At 73.9% G+C, this 19,086-nt stretch carries 13 protein-coding genes and 1 other RNA gene; 5 read left to right on the top strand and 9 right to left on the bottom strand.

Translation table 11 applies throughout. The features are described from left to right. Positions 1-142: 142 nt before the first annotated feature. From eda to B7R87_RS08045, 3 genes are all read right to left on the bottom strand, one after another. Positions 143-769, bottom strand: coding sequence for a bifunctional 4-hydroxy-2-oxoglutarate aldolase/2-dehydro-3-deoxy-phosphogluconate aldolase (eda, locus tag B7R87_RS08055; RefSeq protein WP_006349552.1), 627 nt, complete (start codon positions 767-769; stop codon positions 143-145). A 105-nt stretch (positions 770-874) separates the two neighbouring features. Then, positions 875-1,681, bottom strand: a complete 807-nt coding sequence (yaaA, locus tag B7R87_RS08050; RefSeq protein WP_006349553.1) for a peroxide stress protein YaaA — start codon at positions 1,679-1,681, stop codon at positions 875-877. A gap of 542 nt (positions 1,682-2,223) precedes the next feature. Beyond that, a complete protein-coding gene (locus tag B7R87_RS08045; protein ID WP_006349554.1) occupies positions 2,224-2,523 on the bottom strand; it encodes a hypothetical protein in 300 nt (99 codons plus the stop codon). A 460-nt stretch (positions 2,524-2,983) separates the two neighbouring features. Here B7R87_RS08045 and B7R87_RS08040 point away from each other — a divergent pair, with 460 nt between their 5' ends. Continuing rightward, a complete protein-coding gene (locus B7R87_RS08040; RefSeq protein WP_006349555.1) occupies positions 2,984-4,444 on the top strand; it encodes an RNB domain-containing ribonuclease in 1,461 nt (486 codons plus the stop codon). Positions 4,445-4,494: 50 nt separating this feature from the next. On the opposite strand, the gene B7R87_RS08035 is transcribed toward B7R87_RS08040, so the two are convergent. Beyond that, on the bottom strand, positions 4,495-4,875 hold the full coding sequence (locus tag B7R87_RS08035; RefSeq protein WP_233168790.1) for a hypothetical protein: 381 nt from the start codon (positions 4,873-4,875) through the stop codon (positions 4,495-4,497). A 465-nt stretch (positions 4,876-5,340) separates the two neighbouring features. On the opposite strand from B7R87_RS08035, the gene rnpB reads away from it, so the two are divergent. Together rnpB and B7R87_RS08025 are read left to right on the top strand one after the other, a co-directional pair. Further along, an RNA gene (gene rnpB, locus B7R87_RS08030) (RNase P RNA component class A) lies at positions 5,341-5,749 on the top strand. A gap of 202 nt (positions 5,750-5,951) precedes the next feature. After that, positions 5,952-9,749, top strand: a complete 3,798-nt coding sequence (locus B7R87_RS08025) for a WD40 repeat domain-containing protein (protein WP_006349558.1) — start codon at positions 5,952-5,954, stop codon at positions 9,747-9,749. Positions 9,750-9,765: 16 nt separating this feature from the next. Here B7R87_RS08025 and B7R87_RS08020 read toward each other — a convergent pair whose 3' ends face one another. The 5 genes from B7R87_RS08020 to B7R87_RS08000 all read right to left on the bottom strand — a co-directional run bounded on the left by B7R87_RS08020 (position 9,766) and on the right by B7R87_RS08000 (position 15,341). Continuing rightward, positions 9,766-10,926, bottom strand: a complete 1,161-nt coding sequence (locus tag B7R87_RS08020) for a C45 family autoproteolytic acyltransferase/hydolase (protein ID WP_006349559.1) — start codon at positions 10,924-10,926, stop codon at positions 9,766-9,768. 174 nt (positions 10,927-11,100) lie between these two features. After that, positions 11,101-12,711, bottom strand: a complete 1,611-nt coding sequence (locus B7R87_RS08015) for a serine/threonine-protein kinase (protein WP_045853108.1) — start codon at positions 12,709-12,711, stop codon at positions 11,101-11,103. A gap of 64 nt (positions 12,712-12,775) precedes the next feature. Further along, a complete protein-coding gene (rox, locus tag B7R87_RS08010) occupies positions 12,776-14,209 on the bottom strand; it encodes a rifampin monooxygenase (protein ID WP_006349561.1) in 1,434 nt (477 codons plus the stop codon). Positions 14,210-14,497: 288 nt separating this feature from the next. Then, positions 14,498-14,785 carry a hypothetical protein gene (locus B7R87_RS08005; RefSeq protein ID WP_100249231.1) on the bottom strand — a complete coding sequence of 96 codons (288 nt, stop codon included), beginning with the start codon at positions 14,783-14,785 and terminating at the stop codon, positions 14,498-14,500. Continuing rightward, positions 14,778-15,341 carry an RNA polymerase sigma factor gene (locus B7R87_RS08000; protein ID WP_006349563.1) on the bottom strand — a complete coding sequence of 188 codons (564 nt, stop codon included), beginning with the start codon at positions 15,339-15,341 and terminating at the stop codon, positions 14,778-14,780. The genes B7R87_RS08005 and B7R87_RS08000 overlap by 8 nt, the downstream gene beginning before the upstream one ends. 395 nt (positions 15,342-15,736) lie before the next feature. Between B7R87_RS08000 and B7R87_RS07995 the strand changes: the two genes are divergently transcribed. Beyond that, a complete protein-coding gene (locus B7R87_RS07995; protein WP_233168788.1) occupies positions 15,737-17,338 on the top strand; it encodes a PfkB family carbohydrate kinase in 1,602 nt (533 codons plus the stop codon). After that, a complete protein-coding gene (locus B7R87_RS07990) occupies positions 17,328-19,061 on the top strand; it encodes a PfkB family carbohydrate kinase (protein ID WP_006349566.1) in 1,734 nt (577 codons plus the stop codon). The genes B7R87_RS07995 and B7R87_RS07990 overlap by 11 nt, the downstream gene beginning before the upstream one ends. Positions 19,062-19,086: the final 25 nt, after the last annotated feature.

Raw genomic sequence — 19,086 nt, 5'->3', positions numbered from 1 at the left:
GCCGGGGGCAGAGGACTTGCCGGGTAAGGGGCCCGCACGGGAAGGGCCGGCCTCCCGGGCGGCTCGCACGGGACCGGTGTCCTTCACCCGGAGCCCCGCACGGTCGGACGGACCCGCGCCACGGGCAGCCCAGGGGCTGGGGTCAGGCGGCAGGGGCTCCGAGGGACGCGGCCTCCGCCGCCAGGGCCTCGACGCGCGACCAGTCCTTGGCCGCGAGGGCGTCCGGGGGGAGCATCCACGTGCCGCCGACGCAGGCCACGTTCGGCAGGGCCAGATAGCCGGGCGCGGACTCCCGCGAGATACCGCCCGTCGGGCAGAACCGGGCCCCGGGCAGCGGCCCGGAGATCGACTTCAGATACGGCTTGCCGCCCGCGGCCTCGGCGGGGAAGAACTTCATCTCCGTCACCCCGCGCTCCAGCAGCGCCACCACCTCCGACACCGTGGAGACGCCCGGCAGGAACGGCACGCCCGAATCGCGCATCGCGTCCAGCAGCGCGTCGGTCCACCCCGGGCTCACCAGGAACCGGGCCCCGGCGGACACCGCCGTCTCCACCTGCACGGGGGAGATCACGGTGCCCGCGCCGACCACGGCGTCCGGCACCTCGGCGGCGATGGCCCGGATGGCGTCCGGAGCGGCCGGGGTCCGCAGGGTCACTTCGATCGCGGGCAGGCCGCCCGCGACCAGCGCCCGGGCGAGCGGTACGGCATCCTCGGCGTCCTCGATGACAACGACGGGAATCACGGGCGCGAGCTCAAGCACGGAGGTCATGCCGCCATCCTGCCCGGCGGCAGCAGTGTCTGCAACGACCGTTGTGCTCTGTGCAATGCGGTCGGGCTACGGGTCGGGCTACGGGTCGAGGAGGGGGCGGTGGATCTAGTGGATCCGGCTGACCACGACATCCAGCGACCAGGGCCGGTCCTTGCGGGCCGGAGCCTCCGCCTCCACCGTGTACCCCAGCTCCCGCAGGACGTCCACCAGCTGTTCCGGCGTCTTCGGCTTCGCCCCCGCGGTCAGCAGGTCCCGGACGATACGGCCCTTCGTCGCCTTGTTGAAGTGGCTGACGACGGAGCGCTTCTCGACCCCGGTGGCCGGGTCGATCTGCGCGTGCAGCACCCGCACGGTCGCCGTGCGCCCGGCGAGCTCGCCGCGGGGCTTCCAGGCCGCCGTGTACGCCGACGACCGCAGGTCGAGGACCAGTCCACCCCCGGCCGCCTCGGGCAGCGCGGCCTCCATCGGCTCCCGCCAGTGCGCGGCGAGCAGCCCCAGCCCCGGCAGCTTGACGCCCATCGAGCAGCGGTACGACGGGATCCGGTCGCCGACCCGCACGGCACCCCACAGCCCGGAGAACACCAGCAGGGATGCCTTGGCCCGCCGCTTGGCCGAGGCGTCCAGCGTCGTCAGGCCCAGCGCGTCGTACAGCACGCCCGTGTAGATCTCCCCGGCGGGGCGCGCCCCGGCCGTCTTCAGCGCGACGTTCTTCACCAGCTCGCCGCGGAGCCCCGCACTCAGTCCGAGGACCTCCGCAGCCTTCGACTCGTCGGCGGTGCACAGCTCCACCAGCTCGTCCAGCACGGCGGCCCGCGCGGGGGCGAGTCCGGGCAGCGACAGCGACTCCGGCTTCAGCGGGGCGCCACGGCCGGAGTCGGCCTTTCCTTCCGACGGCGGCAGCAGGACCAGCACGGACGATCTCCTCAGGGACGGCAACAGGGACGGGGGCGGGGCGCGGGGGTGAGCCCCGCGTCAGCGTACGCCCCCGGGGAGTCCGGGCCGCCCGGGGAGGAGGACGGGCGGCCCGGCCCCGGGCGGCCGGCGGCGGGTGCCGCCGACCCGTCCTGCCGCGGCTCGGACCGGAGCCGTACGGAGGGCGGTGGGGAGGGGGACGGAGAAGCTGGATGGGTTGGCAGGGCCGCAAGGGCTGGAGGAGCCGGAAAGGCTGGAGGAGCCGGAAAGGCCGGAGGAGCCGGAAAGGCCGGAGGAGTCGGAAAGGCCGGAGGGGGCAGGAAGGAGCCGGGGAGTGCGGGAGTGACCGAGGCCCGGGGTGCGGGGAGGGGGTGCCGGGCCTCGGACGCCCCGCCCGGTGGGGCCGTGGGGCGGTGATCCCACCGGGGTCCTGTTCGGCGGCGAGCCGCCGGGGTCCTTCTTCCGGACCGAGCGGGCTCTCTAGGCGAGGCCCTGCGGAGCGGGCCGGGACCCGGGGCCGCGGCCGGTCATCGGACGGCCGGTCATTGGACGGAGACCGCTCTGCCCAGCGGCCAACTGGAGCGGACATCCGGCCGGACGATGCCGATCACCCGCCCCGTGCAGTCGGCGCTCTCGTGGACGAAGACGTACGAGTCGGTCCGGTTGTCCACGAAGAGCGGGCGGCGGTCGCTGCCGTAACAGCCGCTGGGGTTGAGGTGGACCGTACCGTTCACGATCAGCTCGCCGGTCGCGGCGAACGCGGGAGAGGCGGACTGCGGGACCGCGACGGCGAGCGTCGCCGCTGCGGCGAGGACGGCGAGGACGGTGGCGAGACGACGCATGCGGATACCTCCGGTGCTGGTCCGAGTGGCTCTGGTCGGTGGTGCTGTGATCGGTACGGCTCTGGTCGGCGCCCAGCGGTGCTGCTCGGTGCTGGTACGTGGGGCGCCGGGTCGGGGCACGCCCCCGGGGGCAAACGGCGAGGGCCGCCGAGCACCCCCGCATTTCCACGGTAGGTAGTTTGGTCATTACGCACAGTCACCCTAGAGGGTGAACGGGACACCCCTCCGACCCCGGCCCGGCAAAACCGCAGGCAGCCGCGGTATCCGCGCCGTAAACCCCCTTGGCGTACCCTCGCCACGACCGTCCCGGCCACCGCGAACGCCCGGTGCCGGGAGAGGCTCCTCGCACCCTGGGCGCCCCGCCGCGGAGACCGTTCGCCGTCCCCGTCCAGGTACCGACGGCCGTCACCCGTCACCCGTTCGCCGCGCGCCCGCGCCCCCTGCGGCCTACGCTCGACCCATGCCCCGCCGACCCCTGCGCACCAGCGGCGCAGCCGAGGCCTCCCTCGCCCCGGCCCTGCGCGCGCTGCGGACCGAACTGGGCGTCCCGGACGGCTTCCCCGCCGCCGTACTCGACGAGGCCGAGCGGGCCGCCGCGGCACCCCGCCCGCCGGGGCCCGCCCCGGCCGACGCCACCGGCCTCCCTTTCTTCACCGTCGACCCACCCGGATCGGCCGATCTCGACCAGGCGGTCCACCTCTCCCGCCGGGACGCCGGCGGCTACCGCGTCCACTACGCCATCGCCGATGTCGCCGCCTTCGTCGCGCCCGGCGGAACGATCGACTCCGAGGCCCATCGGCGGGTACAGACCCTGTACTTCCCGGACGGCTCCGTCCCGCTCCACCCGCCCGTGCTCTCCGCAGGCGCCGCGAGCCTGCTGCCCGGTGAGACCCGCCCCGCCCTGCTGTGGCGGATCGACCTCGACGCCGAAGGCCGTACCGTCACCGCGGGCGTCCGCCGGGCGTACGTCCGCAGCCGCACCCGCCTCGACTACGCCACCGCCCAGCGGCGCATCGACAACGGCACCGCCGAGGAACCCCTCGCCCTGCTCAAGGAGATCGGCCTGCTGCGGGAGGCCCTGGAACGCGAGCGCGGCGGCGTCTCTCTCGCCGTCCCCGAACAGGAGATCGCCCGGCGCGACGGCGCGTACGTCCTCGCCTTCCGCGCCCCGCTGCCCGCGGAGGGCTGGAACGCCCAGCTCTCCCTGCTCACCGGAATGGCCGCGGCCGATATCATGATCGGGTCCGGTACGGGTGTCCTGCGGACGCTCCCCACCGCCCCGCTCGGCGAGGTCGCCCGGCTCCGCCTGACCGCGCGGGCCCTGCGGATCGACTGGCCGCACCACGTCCCGTACGCCGAGGTGATCCGCTCACTCGACCCACGGGTGCCCCGCCACGCGGCCTTCCTCGCCGAATGCACCAGTCTGCTGCGCGGCGCCGGATACACCGTCTTCACCGGCGGCCGGATCCCCGAACCGTCGGTCCACGCGGCCGTCGCCCACGCCTACACCCACTGCACCGCGCCACTGCGGCGCCTCGTCGACCGCTACACCGGCGAACTGTGCCTCGCCGCCGACGCCGGACAGGGCGTCCCCGAGTGGGTCCTCTCCGCGCTCGAAGCGCTCCCGGCGGAGATGGCCGCGGGCGCCCGCCGGGCGGGCGCCGTGGAGCGCGAGTGCGTCGACCTCGTCGAGGCGGCCCTGCTGCGCGACCGGGTCGGCGACACCTTCGACGGTCTGGTGGTCGATGTGAAGGAGAACGACCCGTCCGCCGGGACGGTCCAGCTGTCCGACCCGGCGGTGGTGGCGCGCATCGCGGGCGACGGCGGGCTGCCGCTGGGGGAGCCGCTGCGGGTACGGCTGACCCGCGCCGACCCGGAGGCACGACCGGGCACGGCGAAGGTCCTCTTCGCGCCCGCGTGAACACCGGTCCGAAGCGCTTCCACACGCGGCGCGCCCTCAGCCGCCCCGGTTCAGCGGCCGGCCCCCGCCCTCCCGAGTGCGGCGACCAGCGCCCCGGGGTCGTCGGCATGGAAGCGGACCGTCGTCCGGGCGGTGCCGGTCCGGCCCAGCGGCCGGGTGTACGCCACCGGGGACACCAGGTCCACCGCGACCGCGGTCTGTCCGCCCACGATCAGGTCCAGCGAACCGTCGCCGTCCGTCCCGAGCAGGCCCCCCGTTGCCGGAAAGCGCCGCTCCGCCCTGACCCGGACGACGGAGAGGCCGATCCACGACCACATCATCGCGTTCTGCGGGGCGTTGTACCCTGCGGCGTGGTCGCCCGCGCCGACCCCGTCCCGGCGCCGCCGAAGCCACAGCCAGATGCTGTGCAGTGAGCGGACCTCGTGGACCACCAGACGCGTACGAGGACGCGTGGACAGCGGTCGTACGCGACCTTCCGCAGCGCCGCCCGCGGCGGCTCGCCACCGCGGCGGGCCAGGGCGTATCCGCGTACCGCCGCCACCGCCTCCGTCACGGCAACGGCGATCAGCAGCACCCGGGCGAAGACGGCCACGGCGGTCGGCATCGGCGCGCCCGCCGCTTCGGCGGCCAGCAGGGCCAGCTCGACGGGGGCCAGGGTCCACAGCAGTCGCCGGGCGGACGCCCGGCCGGTACGGCTCGTCATGACATCTCCTTCTCGCCCGGCGACGCAGGGCGGGTCCTCTCCGGACCGTCCGTCCGATGCCGCTCTCGCTGATGCCGTTCCCGGCGGCGGGTGTCGAGCGCGGACAGCCCCAGTGGAAACCATGACGCTGCGGCAAGGTCAACGGCGCGCGTCGCCGGGCCGCCCGGGCGGGTAGCATGGTCGACACGGCAGACGAGCCGGGCGGACGGCCGCGTGGGGATCCCCGGATCCCCCCGAGGAACGTCCGGGCTCCACAGGGCAGGGTGGTGGCTAACGGCCACCCGGGGTGACCCGCGGGACAGTGCCACAGAGAACAGACCGCCGGGGACCGTATCCGTACGGACCCCGGTAAGGGTGAAACGGTGGTGTAAGAGACCACCAGCGCCTGAGGTGACTCAGGCGGCTAGGTAAACCCCACCCGGAGCAAGGTCAAGAGGGAACACCCCGGTGTTCCTGCGCGGACGTTCGAGGGCTGCTCGCCCGAGTCCGCGGGTAGACCGCACGAGGCCGGTGGCAACGCCGGTCCTAGATGGATGGCCGTCGCCCCGCAGGTCGTGAGGCCCGCGGGGAAACAGAACCCGGCGTACGGCCCGGCTCGTCTGCCCCACCCCACCCCCTTCTCCCCACCCCATCCCATCCCCGCCCCACCCTCTCCGCCGTTGTCCGGTTTGAGGCTCGACCCGGGTCCCGACCCTGTGGATCATGAGCGGTCGACGCGGGAAGCACCGGGAAGCACCGGGAAGCACCGGGAAACGCCGGGAAATGCCTGGAACGCCGGGGAGCGCAGGGGAACGAGGGGGGAACGTGCCCAGACCGGAGAAGCCGCTCGGGACCCAGGGCGATCCGGTCGTCGAACTCGCGGCGGGGCTCCGGCGATTGCGGGAGAAGGCCGGCAACCCCCCGTACCGCAGTCTCGCGCTGCGGGCCCACTACTCTGCGACCACCCTCGCCGCCGCGGCCTCCGGACAGAAGCTGCCCAGTCTGGCGGTGACCCTCGCCTATGCGCGGGCCTGCGGCGGGGACCCGCGGGAGTGGGAGCGCCGCTGGCAGGCCGCGGCGGCCCGGGCCAAGGGCGGCGACGCTTCCCGGGCCGGACTTGAGGAGTGTCCGTACAAAGGGCTGGCGGCCTTCCAGGAGACCGACGCGGACCTCTTCTTCGGGCGCGAGCGGGCCGTCGGTGAACTGGTGGAGCGCCTCGCCCGGTATCCCGTCGTCGCCCTGTTCGGCGCCTCGGGGGCCGGGAAGTCGTCGGTGCTGCGGGCCGGCCTCGCGGCGAGGCTGGGGAACGCGGTGGTCTTCACACCGGGCGCACGGCCCCTGGCGGAGTGCGCGGACCGGATCGGGGGCGAGACCGGCACCGACCCGGACGAGCTGCGGACCCGGCTCGCCGCCGATCCGGCCGCGCTGCGCCGGGCCCTGGGCGCGGCGGGCCGCCCGCTGACGCTGATCGTCGACCAGTTCGAGGAGGTGTTCACGCTCTGCCGGGACCCCGCGGAGCGCGACGCCTTCCTCGCCGCCCTCGTCGCGGCGGCGGAGGGCGACAGCGGCGACGTCGTCGATATGAGGGTGGTGCTGGGCGTACGGGCCGACTTCTACACCCACTGCACCCGCTTCCCCCGCCTCGTGGCCGCCCTCCGCCACTCCCAGGTGATGCTCGGCCCCATGACCGCCGAGGAACTCGGGCAGGCCATCACCCGCCCCGCGCTCCGCGAGGGCGGCGAACTCGAAGACGCCCTGCTGGCCCGGCTGGTCGCCGAAACCGAGGGCCGCGCTGGCGTACTGCCGCTGCTCTCCCACGCACTGCGGGAGACCTGGGCCCGCCGCAGCGGTACGGTGCTGACCCTCGACGGCTTCCACGCCGCAGGCGGTATCGACGGGGCACTGGCCAGGACCGCGGAGTCCGTCTACACCGCACTGCCGCCCGCCCGGCAGCGGCAGGCCCGGGAACTCTTCCTGCGGCTGACCGCACCGGGCGAGGGCACCGAGGACACCAAACGCCGCATCCACCGCGGTGAACTGGACGACGACCCGGACACCGCCGACATCCTCGAACGCCTCGCCGCCGCCCGGCTCGTCACCCTCGGCGACGGCAGCGTCGAGATCGCCCACGAAGCCCTCATCCGGAGCTGGCCCCGGCTCCACGACTGGCTCGCCGCGCACCGCGACGGCATGCGGATCCACCGCCAGCTGACCGACGCCACCACCGCCTGGGAGGCACTCGGCCGCGACCCGGGCTCCCTCTACCGCGGCACCCGGCTCTCCCTCGCCCGCGACTGGGCCCTCAGCCACCCCGAGGCCCTCTCCGCCCGCGAACGCGCCTTCCTCGACGCCGCCGTCGCCGCCGAGGACCGGGAACAGACCGCGGCCCGCCGCCGTACGCGACGGCTGCGCAGGCTCGTCGCCCTGCTCACCGTGCTCGTCCTGACCGCCACCGGGGCGACCGCCGTCGCCATCCGGGCCGGGCGCCTCGCCACCGAGCAGCGCAACGACTCCCTCTCCCGGGAGGTCGCCGCCGAAGCCGCGACGCTGCGCGCCCTCGACCCCGCGCTCTCCGTCCAGCTCAGCCTGGCCGCGTACCGTCTCGCCCCGACCCGCGAGGCCCGCGGCGGACTGCTGAGCGCCTTCGCCACCCCGTACGCCACCGCGCTCACCGGCCGCTCCCCGTCGATCGCGAAGAACCCCTACGGACAGACCGCCTCGTTCACCTCCGACGGGGCGACGCTGGTCACCGCCGAGGGCGACAACACGGTCCGGCTGTGGGACAGCGCCGATCCGCACCGGCCCCGGGAGTACGCCACCCTCAGCGGGCACGGGGCGGTCGTCTGCGGTACCGCGTTCAGCCCCGACGGGCAGGTCCTGGCGACCGTGGGCCGGGACTCCACCGTCCGGCTCTGGGACACCGCCGAACCCCGCAGACCCCGCCGTCTCGCGACGCTCTCCGTACACTCCGCCCCCGTCTGCGCCGTCGCGTTCTCGCCGGACGGGCGCCTCCTGGTCACGGCGGGCGAGGACGCGACCGTACGCCTCTGGGACCTCTCGGTCGTCCACCGGCCGCGCGGACTGGCCCTCGTCCGGCCGGGCGCCGCCGTCCGCACGGTGGCGTTCAGCCCGGACGGCCGGACCCTGACGACGGGCGGACCGGACCGTGCCGTACGGCTCTGGGACGTCTCCGACCGGCGCCGGTTACGGTCGCGGGCCGCGCTCACCGGGCATACCGGCCCAGTGCTGTCGGCGGTGTACTCGCCGGACGGCGCGACCCTGGCGACCACGAGTGAGGACGGCACGGTACGCCTCTGGAGGACCGCCCGCCCCGACGCCCCGCCGGTGGTCCTGAAGGGCCATCTGCGGACCGTGTACGCGGCGGCGTTCAGCCCCGGCGGCCGGACCCTGGCCACCGCGGGCGAGGACCACACGGTACGGCTGTGGGACCTCTCCGATCCGGCCCGGCCCCGCACGAGGTCCGTACTCACCGGCCATATCGCGATGGTCATCTCGGTGGCCTTCAGCCCGGACGGGCGCACCCTGGCCTCGGCGAGTCAGGACCACGCGGTGCGCCTGTGGGACCTGCCGGTGCCCGCCCTGGCCGGACACGGCGACTTCGTCTTCGGTACGGCGTTCGGCGCGAACGGCCGCACGCTGGTCACCACCGGCCAGGACCGCACCGCCCGGCTGTGGGACGTGAGCGGCGTCCGGCCCCGCCGGAGCATCGCCGTCCTCACCGGCCACACCGGACCGGTCTACGGCGCCGCGTTCAGCCCGGACGGGCGGATCCTCGCCACCACCAGCGAGGACCTGAGCCTGCGGCTGTGGGACGCGAGCAACCCGGCGGGCACCGAACTGCTGTCGGTGACGGCCGACGGGGTGGGCAATCCGGAAGGGGTCGACTTCAGCCCCGACGGCAGGCTGCTCGCCACCACGAGCCCGGACCGCACCGTCCGCGTGTACGACGTCAGCAACCCCGCCCGCCCCCGGAAGAAGTCCGTCCTCTTCGGCCACACCGACCATGTCCGCGCGGCCGACTTCGGCCCGGACGGCCGCCTCCTCGCGACCGCGGGCGACGATCGTACGGCGCGTCTGTGGGACGTCTCCGATCCGTCCCGCCCCCGTGAACTGGCGGTCCTCACCGGCCATACGGGCGGGGTGCGCTCGGTGGCCGTCAGCCCCGACGGCCGTACGGCCGCCACCGCCAGCCATGACCGCACCATCCGCCTCTGGAACATCACCGACCCCACCCGCCCCCGCCCCCGTGCCACTCTGACCGGCCACACCAGCATCGTCTACGACGTCGCCTTCGGCCCGGACGGCCGGACCCTGGCGACGGCGGGCGACGATCGTACGGCGCGTCTGTGGGACGTCTCCGATCCGTCCCGCCCCCGTGAACTGGCGGTCCTCACCGGCCATACGGACCGCCTCCACCACATCGCCTTCAGCCCCGACGGCACCACCCTCGCCTCGACCAGCCGCGACGGCACCGCGCTCCTGTGGGAAACGGACCCCGACCGCGCGGCGGCCCGCGTCTGCGCGACGGCGCACCCGCCGATCACCCGCCGCGAATGGTCGGAACACTTCCCCGGCGTCGCCTACGAACCCCCGTGCCGCTGAACCCGGATGCCGCCCGTCAGCCGCGCCCCTTGAAGAAGTCCCGGTACGCGTACGTCACCCGCGCCGTCGTGCACGGGTTGCCCAGGGTCAGGTGCATCGTGCGGCGGTCCGGTTCGACGATCGTGCTTGCCACCGTCGAGCTGCGGTTGGGTTCCGCGGCGGCGGGGTCCGGGTGGCAGCAGATCGACTCCGGGTGGTTGTCGTGGTCGCGCAGGACTTCCTGCCAGGCGGCGACCGAGGGGTAGGGCATCGCGCGGGCGAGGGTTGTGGCGCGGGTGTGGCGGGCGTGGGTGTCGGGGAAGACGTCGGGGCCGTGGTCGGCGGCCGGGGTGCCGAAGGCGGTTTCGGGGGAGGTGAAGTGGTTGGTGTGCACATAGAGGGTGCCGGGGGTGATCGCCCGGCGGGCCAGCTCGGCGGGGCCGCCGGGGCGGGCCTCCAGATCGACCGCCCGGCCCTCGGCGGCCAGCAGGTAGTTCGCGGAGGAAGAGCGGTTCGCAGAGCGCAGTGTCTCCTCGGCGGCCGCCATGGACTCCGATTCCAGCAGGGCCCGCAGCAGCAGGTGGTACGGCACCCCGGGGCGGCCCTGGTCCACGGAGCTGACCAGGGCGTTCGTCAGGACCGTCAGACCTGCGGAGTTCATGCCGAACTTGGCCAGCAGTCCGGCCTCCACCACCGACACCCAGCGCGGGCCGTTCGTCGGCTCGGTCTGGAGGATCACGATCGTGCGGTGGGCGAACGGCTGCCAGTCCCAGTTCTGGCCCACGATCGGCTCCGGGCCCCGCAGATCGGTGAAAGCGGTGCACTCGGCCGGGGGAGCACCGGCTGTCCTGGCCCGGGCCGAGAAGAGGATCTCCGTACGGAGGTTGAGGGCGAGGACGTCGGTGAAGGACACCCCGGCCCCGTCCGCGATGCCCGCCATCTCCTCCAGATGGTCGGCGTTGAACTCCTCGATCACCGGGACGAAGGTCTCGGCGAGCGCGGTCGCCGTCCGCCAGTCCACCTCCGCGAAGTGCGCGTACATCCGCTCGTAGTTCTCCAGCGACAGCTGGACGCGTTCCCGGGCCGCGGCCCCGTACTGGCGGCCGCGGCCCCGGGGGCTGCCGCTGGTACGGACGAGCGGCGGCTCGGCGGACGCGGGGCCGGGGGCCCGGGCGGGGTTCGGTGGTTCCGCGGTCATCACGCGCTCTGTCCTCCATCGGCGGCGGTCGGCTGCCGTCCCGGTGCGCGGGCGGCCCCTTCAGCCGTACCCGGACCGCGGGCCCCGGTACGCCTTCTGATCAGCCAGAAGACCCCCGGTGGCCGATACTCCACCGTGAGAAGGGTCACGCCGGTGCGCGGCCGGGTGCCCCGGTCAGCGGCGCGAGCAGGTGCCCTGCGGTTTCGCCGACGGCAGCCGGCACTGCAGGCCGTAGTCGTCCCCGCTGGTGCTCAGATAGCGGCCGAGGCACTCCGTCCGTCCCTGCTCCTCGCAGAAGGCCAGCGCGGCCCGGCCGTCGGTGAAGGGGCCGGGGGCGTAGAGCACCCAGAAGCCGGGGCGCAGGGAGGCGTAGTCGTCGCTGCGGACGTACCGCGCCTCGGGGACGGTCCTGCGCAGCTCCGCCAGCTGCCGGTCGCGTTCGGCGGTCCCGGCCGAAACCGGCTCGGAGTGGAGCTGGGCGATCCACTGACCGGACGGGCGCTCGGACGGCTCCCCGGGGGTCTCTCCTCCGTTCACGGGGTCGAGCCCGGAGCCGATCCGGTCCTCGACCCCGTGGCCGACGGGGGCCTTCGCCGAAGCCGTGACCGTGACGGTGGCCCGTACGGCGGGGCCCTCGGTGCGCGACGGGGCCGCGGACGGCGGTACGGCCCCCGGGGGCCGCGCGGACTGCGAGGGCGCGGGGCTCTGCGCCGCTCCCGGGCGGGGCGCGCTCTGTTCCCCGACGTCGCCCGGCTTGCCCAGCATCAGGATGATCGCCGCCGCCGTCCCGGCCGCGACCAGGGCCGAGACCACGGCGAGCAGGACGGACGCGCGGTTCCGCGGGGCGGCAGGGACGGCCGCCGTGACGACTGTCGTGGGTGAGGAGGGCGAGGAGGGTGAGGGGGGTGAAGAGGGCGAGGGCGAGGGTGCGGGTGCGCCGCTGCCCGTGGCGGGCGTTTCCTCCGGGAGGCCGGTGCCCCCGGTCCAGGACTCCACCGGTGCCAGCAGCGCATCCAGCCGCTCTGCATCCGGGCGCGCCGAGGCGTCCCGTACCAGCAGGGCTTTCAGTACGGGTCCCAGCGGGCCCGACCGGTCCGCCGTCGGTACGGGGTCGTCCACCACGGCCAGCAGGGTGGCGAGGGTGTTGGCACGGCGCATCGGCGATACGCCCTCCACACTCTCGAACATCACCAGCCCCAGTGACCACAGGTCCGCCGAGGGGGCGTCGTCGGCGCCGCGGATCCGCTCCGGCGCCATGTACTCGGGCGAACCGATCAGCTCCCCGGTCCGGGTCAGGGCTCCCGTGTCCTGCAGCCCCGCGATCCCGAAGTCCGTGAGCACGGCCCCGCCGTCCGGCCGCAGCAGGACGTTCGAGGGTTTGACGTCCCGGTGGTGGATGCCCGCGGCATGCGCGGCCCGCAGCGCCGACAGCACCTGCCGGCCGATCCGCGCGGTCTCGGCAGGCGTCAACGGCCCCTCGGACAGCCGCTCCTGGAGGGAGACACCGGGCACGAACTCCATCACGATCCACGGATGCGGTCCGGCGCCCACGACATGGTGGACCGTCACCACATGGGGGTGGTTCAGCCGGGCGAGCGCCCGGGCCTCCCGCAGCACCCGTTCCCGTACGGAATCCGAGGAGTCCCGGTCCGACCGGACCGCCTTCAGGGCGACTTCGCGGTCGAGTACGGTGTCGCGGGCCCGCCACACCGTGCCCATTCCCCCGCTGCCGAGCCGTTCGATCAGCTCGAACCGCCCGTCGACCACGTCACCCGCAGTGTTCATACGGCACAGACTAGAGCCTGCCCAACTGGTCCAGACCACTCCTTGCGGGGGGTGCGGATTCCGTTCAGTCCACGGGTGCGCCGAACCACCTCGTCAGCGCGCCCAGCAGCCCCTCCCGATCGTCACCGGCCCACGCCACATGCCCGTCGGGCCGCAGCAGCACCCCCGGCACATCAGGCCCCTCGACCTCGTCGCCGGTGTCCACGACATGGTCCACCCGGTCCGCCCAGCCCGCTGCCGACAGCCGGCCCGTCCGGTCCAGCAGCAGTCCGCGGCCGGTCCGCATCCGCTCGTACAGCATGCCGTCGGTCAGCCGCAGGTCCCGGAGCCGCCGGCCGAGCAGTTCGGAACCCTCACCGAAGTCGTAATGGACCCCGAGGGCGGTGATCTTCTCGATGAGGTACCGGTTGACCACGTCGAAGTCCATCAGCTCCGACAGCAGCCCGCGCACCGCCCGCGCCCCGGGCTCCGTCGACATCAGCTCCATCTGCGCGCGGGTGTTCTCCAGCACCCCGGCGGCCACCGGGTGCCGTTCGGCGTGATAGCTGTCCAGCAGCCCGTCGGGCGCCCACCCCGACACCTCGGCGGCCAGCTTCCACCCCAGGTTGAACGCGTCCTGGAGACCGAGGTTGAGGCCCTGGCCACCGGCCGGCGGATGGATGTGCGCCGCGTCCCCGGCCAGCAGAGCCCGCCCGGTCCGGTAGCGCTCGGCCAGCCGGGTCGCGTCGCCGAAACGGGAGAAGCGGCGCGCCGAGTGGAGACCGAAGTCGGTCCCGGCGTACTTCCGCAGCTGCCGGACGAACTCCTCCCGGGTCGGCGGGGTACGGTCGGCGGCCACCCCGTCGGCGGGCACGACCAGCCGGTACACCCCACCTCCCAGATGGACCGCGCCGAACCGCTTCTGGACCGTGCGGACCTCGGCCACCACGGCGGCCAGCGTTTCCGGCGGTACGGTCACCTCCACCTCCCCGAGCAGGGTCTCGACCCTCGTCGGCTCACCGGGGAAACCGACCCCCAGCACCTTCCGTACGGTGCTGCGGCCGCCGTCGCAGCCGACCAGCCACCGCGAGCGCACCGCGGTGCCGTCGGCGAGTTCGGCGGTCACACCGTGCTCGTCCCGGCCGAGTCCGACCAGTTCGGAGCCGTACCGGACCTCGGCACCCAGCCCGGTGGCATGCTCGGCCAGCACTCGTTCCACGACGCTCTGCGGCACGGCGAGGACATACGGATGGGCGGTGTCCAGATCCGTGGGCCACGGCCGGTCGATCCCCGCGAAGAACCCGCCGACGGCGAACCGCTCACCGAACGGCAGCAGCCGCTCCAGCAGCCCCCGCTGGGCCATCACCTCGACACTGCGTGCATGCAGCCCGAGCGCACGGGACAGTCCCGGCGGTTCCGTCTCCTTCTCCAGTACGAGCGTGTCCACGCCGTGCAGCCGCAACTCCCCGGCCAGCATCAGACCGGTCGGCCCACCGCCGACGACGATCACATCCACCATGACTTCCCCCTCCGACAGAACTGCCCTTCGGGCCGGATCCGCGCGCGGACCGCTTCCGCCGCGCACACCGAAAACGGCATGACGGTGCCGTCGGAATCGAATCGGAGACGACAAGGGAGGCTGGACCGCCGAACCGCGCGGGTTCCGGATCAGATCGGAGATTGTGCAGCAGCACCGGGGCCTTGCCGCAAGACCCCCGGTGCGCTATACGTTGAACACGGCAAGGAGCGTACGGCCTCCTTGCCTTTGCCTGGTGACCGCAGGTCGGAGCGCGGAGCAACCCGCCCGTCACCTCCGGCCCGCCGCCACCCCCTCCTGCTGATCCTTCCGCAGTTCGCAGCGCCCGTCCCGGCACTCGCGCCGCAGCCTGCCCCGGGACACCGTCTGTATCAGGCCGACGGTCCAGCACATCGGACAGCCGCGCAGCGCCAGCAGCCCCACCGGCGCCAGCAGCAGCGAGACCGGCCCGGTCACCGGCAGCAGCAGCACCGAAGCCGCCAGAGAGCCGAAGCCCACCCCGCCCCGGACCAGATGGCGGGGCAGGGACGCACTCGCGAAGCTCCCGGACTCACGCACCGCCGCCACCTCCCCGCAGCGCCCCGTCCGCCGACGGCAGCGCCAGCCGGACGGCCGCCCTGGCCCGGTGCAGCCGCGACTTCATGGCGGCGGTGCTCAGCCCCAGAGCGGCGGCGGTCGCCCGGCCGCTGTAGCCCTGCACGTCCCGCATGATCAGCACCTGCCGCTGGTCGGCGGGGAGGGCCGCGATCGCCCGGGCGACCAGCTCGGCCTCCAGCTTCCGCAGCAGGTCCTCCTCGAACGACGGCAGCGCCCCGTCCGGCACCGGCCCGGGGCTCCGCACCAGCATCCGGGCCCGCCGCAGACACTCGTTCCGTACGATCCGGAACATCCACGACGCCAGAGCCCCGGAGGCCCGCAGCATCCCGATCTTCCGGTAGAGGATGATCAGCGCTTCCTGCGCGGCGTCCTCGGCGTCCTGCGGGGTGGCGCACAGCGTGTGGGCGAACCGCTTCACATGCGGATGCGATCCGGACACCAGCGCGGTGATCGCCTCCCCGTCGCCGTCCCGCGCCGCGGCGATCAACTGCTCGCCCGGCCAGCCGGTGTCAGCCACGACCGCTCCCGCGGCGGCGCATCACGAAGAAGACGGTGCAGGCGCAGACGAGGACGGCCGCGCCGATGACGGCTGCTGTGGTCATGGTTCTTGCCTCCGGTTCCGTACGGCCCGTGCGTCCGTACACCCATGAGAGGCGCACGGTCCGCAGAAGGATTCGGCCCCGGCACGATTTTCTCGCCGACGCGGGGAACGGTGCCGCGGGGGAACGGTGCCGCGGAGGAACGGTGCTGCGGGGAACCGGACGGCCCGCCGCCCGCTTGCCCGGGGCACGGCGGGACCGCTTTCCTGGAGGGGTGGCCGGACTCCGGCGGTGTACCGAGTGGCCGTAACGAGGGGGCGCGGTGGCGACACGGGGAAGCGCGCGAAGGGCAGCGGCGCCGGAGGTGATCGGCGTGGGCGCCCTGAACGTGGACTACATCGCGAGTGCGTCCGGGCTCTCCCGGCGCACGGCCGAGCAGGTCCACGAGTCGGTGGCCCGGTTCGAGTGGAACACGGAGGGGCCGGTCGACCAGTCGACCGTCGCCAAGGCCATCGAGCGGCTCGGCAGCGCCGCGCTCGACGCGTCGCTCGGCGGATCGGCCTGGCTGACCGTCTACACCCTGGCCCAACTCCGGCTGGACATCCGGCTCGGCTACGTCGGTGTCGCCGGGCGGATAGAGACACCCGGACTGTCCTTCCTCGGCCAGATGGACGAACTCGGCATCGACCGGCAGTGGGTGGCGCGCCGCCCCGATCTGACCGCCGGGGTCTGCCTCTCCTACCTCGACGACGTCGAACGCGTCATGCTCACCCATCCCGGCGCCAACTTCGCCATGGCCGACCATCTGACCGCGCACGCCGACGAGATCGCCGGATATCTCTCCGGGGCCCGGCTGGTCCATGTGACCTCGTTCCTCGACGACCGTACGCCCGAGATCCTCGCGGGCGTCCTCGGCGAGGCGAAGCGGCGCGCCCCCGGGATGCGGATCAGCTTCGACCCCGGATTCGACTGGGCGCAGAACCCCGGCCCCGGGGTGGAGGCCGTGCTCGGCCTCTCGGACCTGGTCTTCGTCAACCACCGTGAGCTGAAGGCGCTGGGCGGCTACGCGGTGGGCGAGTCCGACGACGTCCTGGCCTCACGGGTACTCGAACGGGTGCCGCGGGCCACCCTCTTCGTGACCAAGCGGTACGACGCCGTCGAGGTCTACCGCACGGCGGGCGGCGGACTGCTGGCCCGGCGCTTCCGGCTGCGCCGCAGGATCCGGGAGGGCACCGTCGAGGACGCGACGGGCGCGGGCGACGTCTTCGCCGCGTCCGTCCTGGCCGCCCTCGCCTCGGGCCGGCTCCAGGTCGAACTGGGCGCCCGGCTCGGTCTCGACCTGTCCCGGCAGCGCACCGGGCGGCGGCGCGGGGGCGGCCTGCCGCGGATCGGGGACGGGCTGCTGACCACCCCGGAGGACCCGGCAGGGCCCGACAGCCATCCGCGGGCCGTGCTCGTGGCCTCCGAGGGCAGCCGCGGCGGCGGCGACCGGCTCGACCGGTTCCTCACCCAGGATCTGGCGCTGCGGGTGGACCGGATCGACCTGTCGGCCGTCGGCGCCGACGGGCACCGGCCGCTGCCCGGACCGGAGCGGACCGGGCCCATCGGCCCGTTACCCCCGACGGGGCCGCGCACCGGCCGGGTCCCGGGCCGCCCGGCCGGGTGGTCGGCGATGGAGGAACGCCTGGCCCGGTGCGGTTTCGCCGTCTGCGTGCTGACCGCGACCCAGGTGATGGCGGGCGGCAGCCGCCGGGTGGGGGAGCGGCTGGTCCACCAGGTCGGACTCTTCCAGGGCTGCTACGGATTCGGGCGCGTCGCCCTGCTGACCGAGGAGGGCTGCGAGGCCCCGTCCAACATCGCCGGACTCATCCGGCTCGACTTCCCGCCGGGCCGGGTCGAGTCGGTCTTCTGGGAACTGGAAAGGATGCTGGCGAGGGAAGGATTTCTCCAGGGGAGGCAGTTGCATGACCGGTGACCGGCATGAGGAACGTGAAGCACACGACGGCAGTGACGGGTGTGACGTACGGGATGCCGGTGAGACCCGCGGCCGGTCCGGCGAGGACCGCCCCGGCGAACGCCCGCACGCGGGCTCCGGCTTCGCGTACGACGTCGTGGGCATCGGCGCCCTCAACCTCGACTACATCCACAGCGCGGACCTCCAGGGCCAGGGCGGCGGTCCCGCCGGGGCGGGCGGGCCGCCCCGGCTCAAGCTGATCCGGCGGATCGCCAATCTCCTCCCCGAGGGGAGGCCCGCGCCCGAGTGGGGGACGGAGGCGGCGGTCGACGAGGACATCGTGTACGCGGCACTGGAGGCGGCCGACACCTCCCGGCTGCGGACCTCACTCGGCGGCTCCGCCTACAACGCCCTGCACACCCTCGCCCATCTCCAGCTCGACCTCAGGCTCGGCTATGTGGGGGTCGCGGGCCGGGTGCCGGGTCCGGGCCTCAGCGCGGTGCAGCAGCTCCGCGCCGACGGTATCGACCACCGTTTCGTCGCGGAGGACGACGGGCAGTTGTGCGGAGTCTGCTTCTCCTTCACGGAGGACGGCGAGCGCACCCTGCTGACGCATGCGGGCGCCAACACCGCCATGGCCGCCCATCTGGACCGTTCGTTCGAACCGCTGGTCGACTATCTGGCGAGCGCCCGGATCGTGCACGTCACCAGTTTCCTCGACCCGGACACCCCGCCTCGGCTGCTGGAGCTGCTGCGGGCGGTGAAGCGGGCCAGCCCGGCGACCCTGATCAGCGTCGACCCCGGGCATGTCTGGGCCGGGGACGCGACCGGCCCGGTGGCGGGGATCGTCGCCGCCGCCGACTATCTGCTGCTGAACCACCGCGAGTTCCGGGAGCTGGGCGCCGCGGGCGACGACCGCGCCGCCGGCCCGGACCCGACCGGGAACGCCGACGAGGACGCCGCCGCCCGGATCCTGCGCAGACTCTCCGGCGACCGGGCCCAGCTCCTGGTCAAACGGCGCTCCGGGATCCATGTGTGGCGGGACGACGGCAGCAAGATGTTCGACGAGTTCTACCCCCAGCTCGTCCTGGACGACGACGAGATCGAGGACGCGACGGGCGCGGGCGATGTCTTCGCCGCCGGGCTGCTGGCGGTCCTCGCGGGCGACCGGCTCCAGATCGAACTGGGGTCGCTGCTCGGTATGACCCTCGCCCGCCACAAGCTCCGGTACGTCGGCAGCCACGGCCACTCCCAGCTCGCCAAGGTCACCTCGGACTTCATCGGCTCCCTGGCCGGGACCAGGCCCGCGGGCGCGGAGACCGAGCCCGGGGGCGTGTTCATCGCCCACGGCCGCAACCCGGACTGGCTGGCCGTGAAGGCTTTCGTCGAACAGCGTTTCGGGCTGCCGGTGTACTCCTTCGAGTCCAACTCGTGGGGCAGCAGGCCGGTTACCGAGGCGCTGCAGGAGTACCTCCAGCGGTGCACGTTCGCCATCTGCGTGATGACCGCGGAGGACACCACCGAGGAGGGGCTGCGGATCGCCCGCCAGAACGTGATCCACGAGATCGGGCTCTTCCAGGGGCGGCACGGTTTCGACCGGGTGCTGGTACTGGCCGAGGAGGGCTGTCCCTCGCTGCCCGACGAGTCGACCGCCCGGACGGCGACGTTCCCGCGGCATGCGGTGGACAAGGCGTTCTGGCATCTGGACCGGGCCATGCGGGAGTCCGGTTTCACCCACGTGTGACGGTACGGTCCGGGGCCCCGGACCC

Origin of the sequence: Streptomyces tsukubensis, from assembly GCF_003932715.1 — a bacterium.
Taxonomy (GTDB): domain Bacteria; phylum Actinomycetota; class Actinomycetes; order Streptomycetales; family Streptomycetaceae; genus Streptomyces; species Streptomyces tsukubensis.
The sequence above is the reverse complement of the archived record's forward strand: the minus strand, read 5'-3'. Positions and strand labels throughout refer to the sequence as shown.

Bases quoted from the DNA above. Each gene is read 5' to 3' on its own strand.
- B7R87_RS08040 (WP_006349555.1), top strand. From the start codon at position 2,984: ATGCCCCGCCGACCCCTGCGCACCAGCGGCGCAGCCGAGGCCTCCCTC.
- rox (WP_006349561.1), bottom strand. From the start codon at position 14,209: ATGGTGGATGTGATCGTCGTCGGCGGTGGGCCGACCGGTCTGATGCTG.
- B7R87_RS08015 (WP_045853108.1), bottom strand. From the start codon at position 12,711: ATGAACACTGCGGGTGACGTGGTCGACGGGCGGTTCGAGCTGATCGAA.
- B7R87_RS07990 (WP_006349566.1), top strand. From the start codon at position 17,328: ATGACCGGTGACCGGCATGAGGAACGTGAAGCACACGACGGCAGTGAC.
- eda (WP_006349552.1), bottom strand. From the start codon at position 769: ATGACCTCCGTGCTTGAGCTCGCGCCCGTGATTCCCGTCGTTGTCATC.
- B7R87_RS08045 (WP_006349554.1), bottom strand. From the start codon at position 2,523: ATGCGTCGTCTCGCCACCGTCCTCGCCGTCCTCGCCGCAGCGGCGACG.
- B7R87_RS08020 (WP_006349559.1), bottom strand. From the start codon at position 10,926: ATGACCGCGGAACCACCGAACCCCGCCCGGGCCCCCGGCCCCGCGTCC.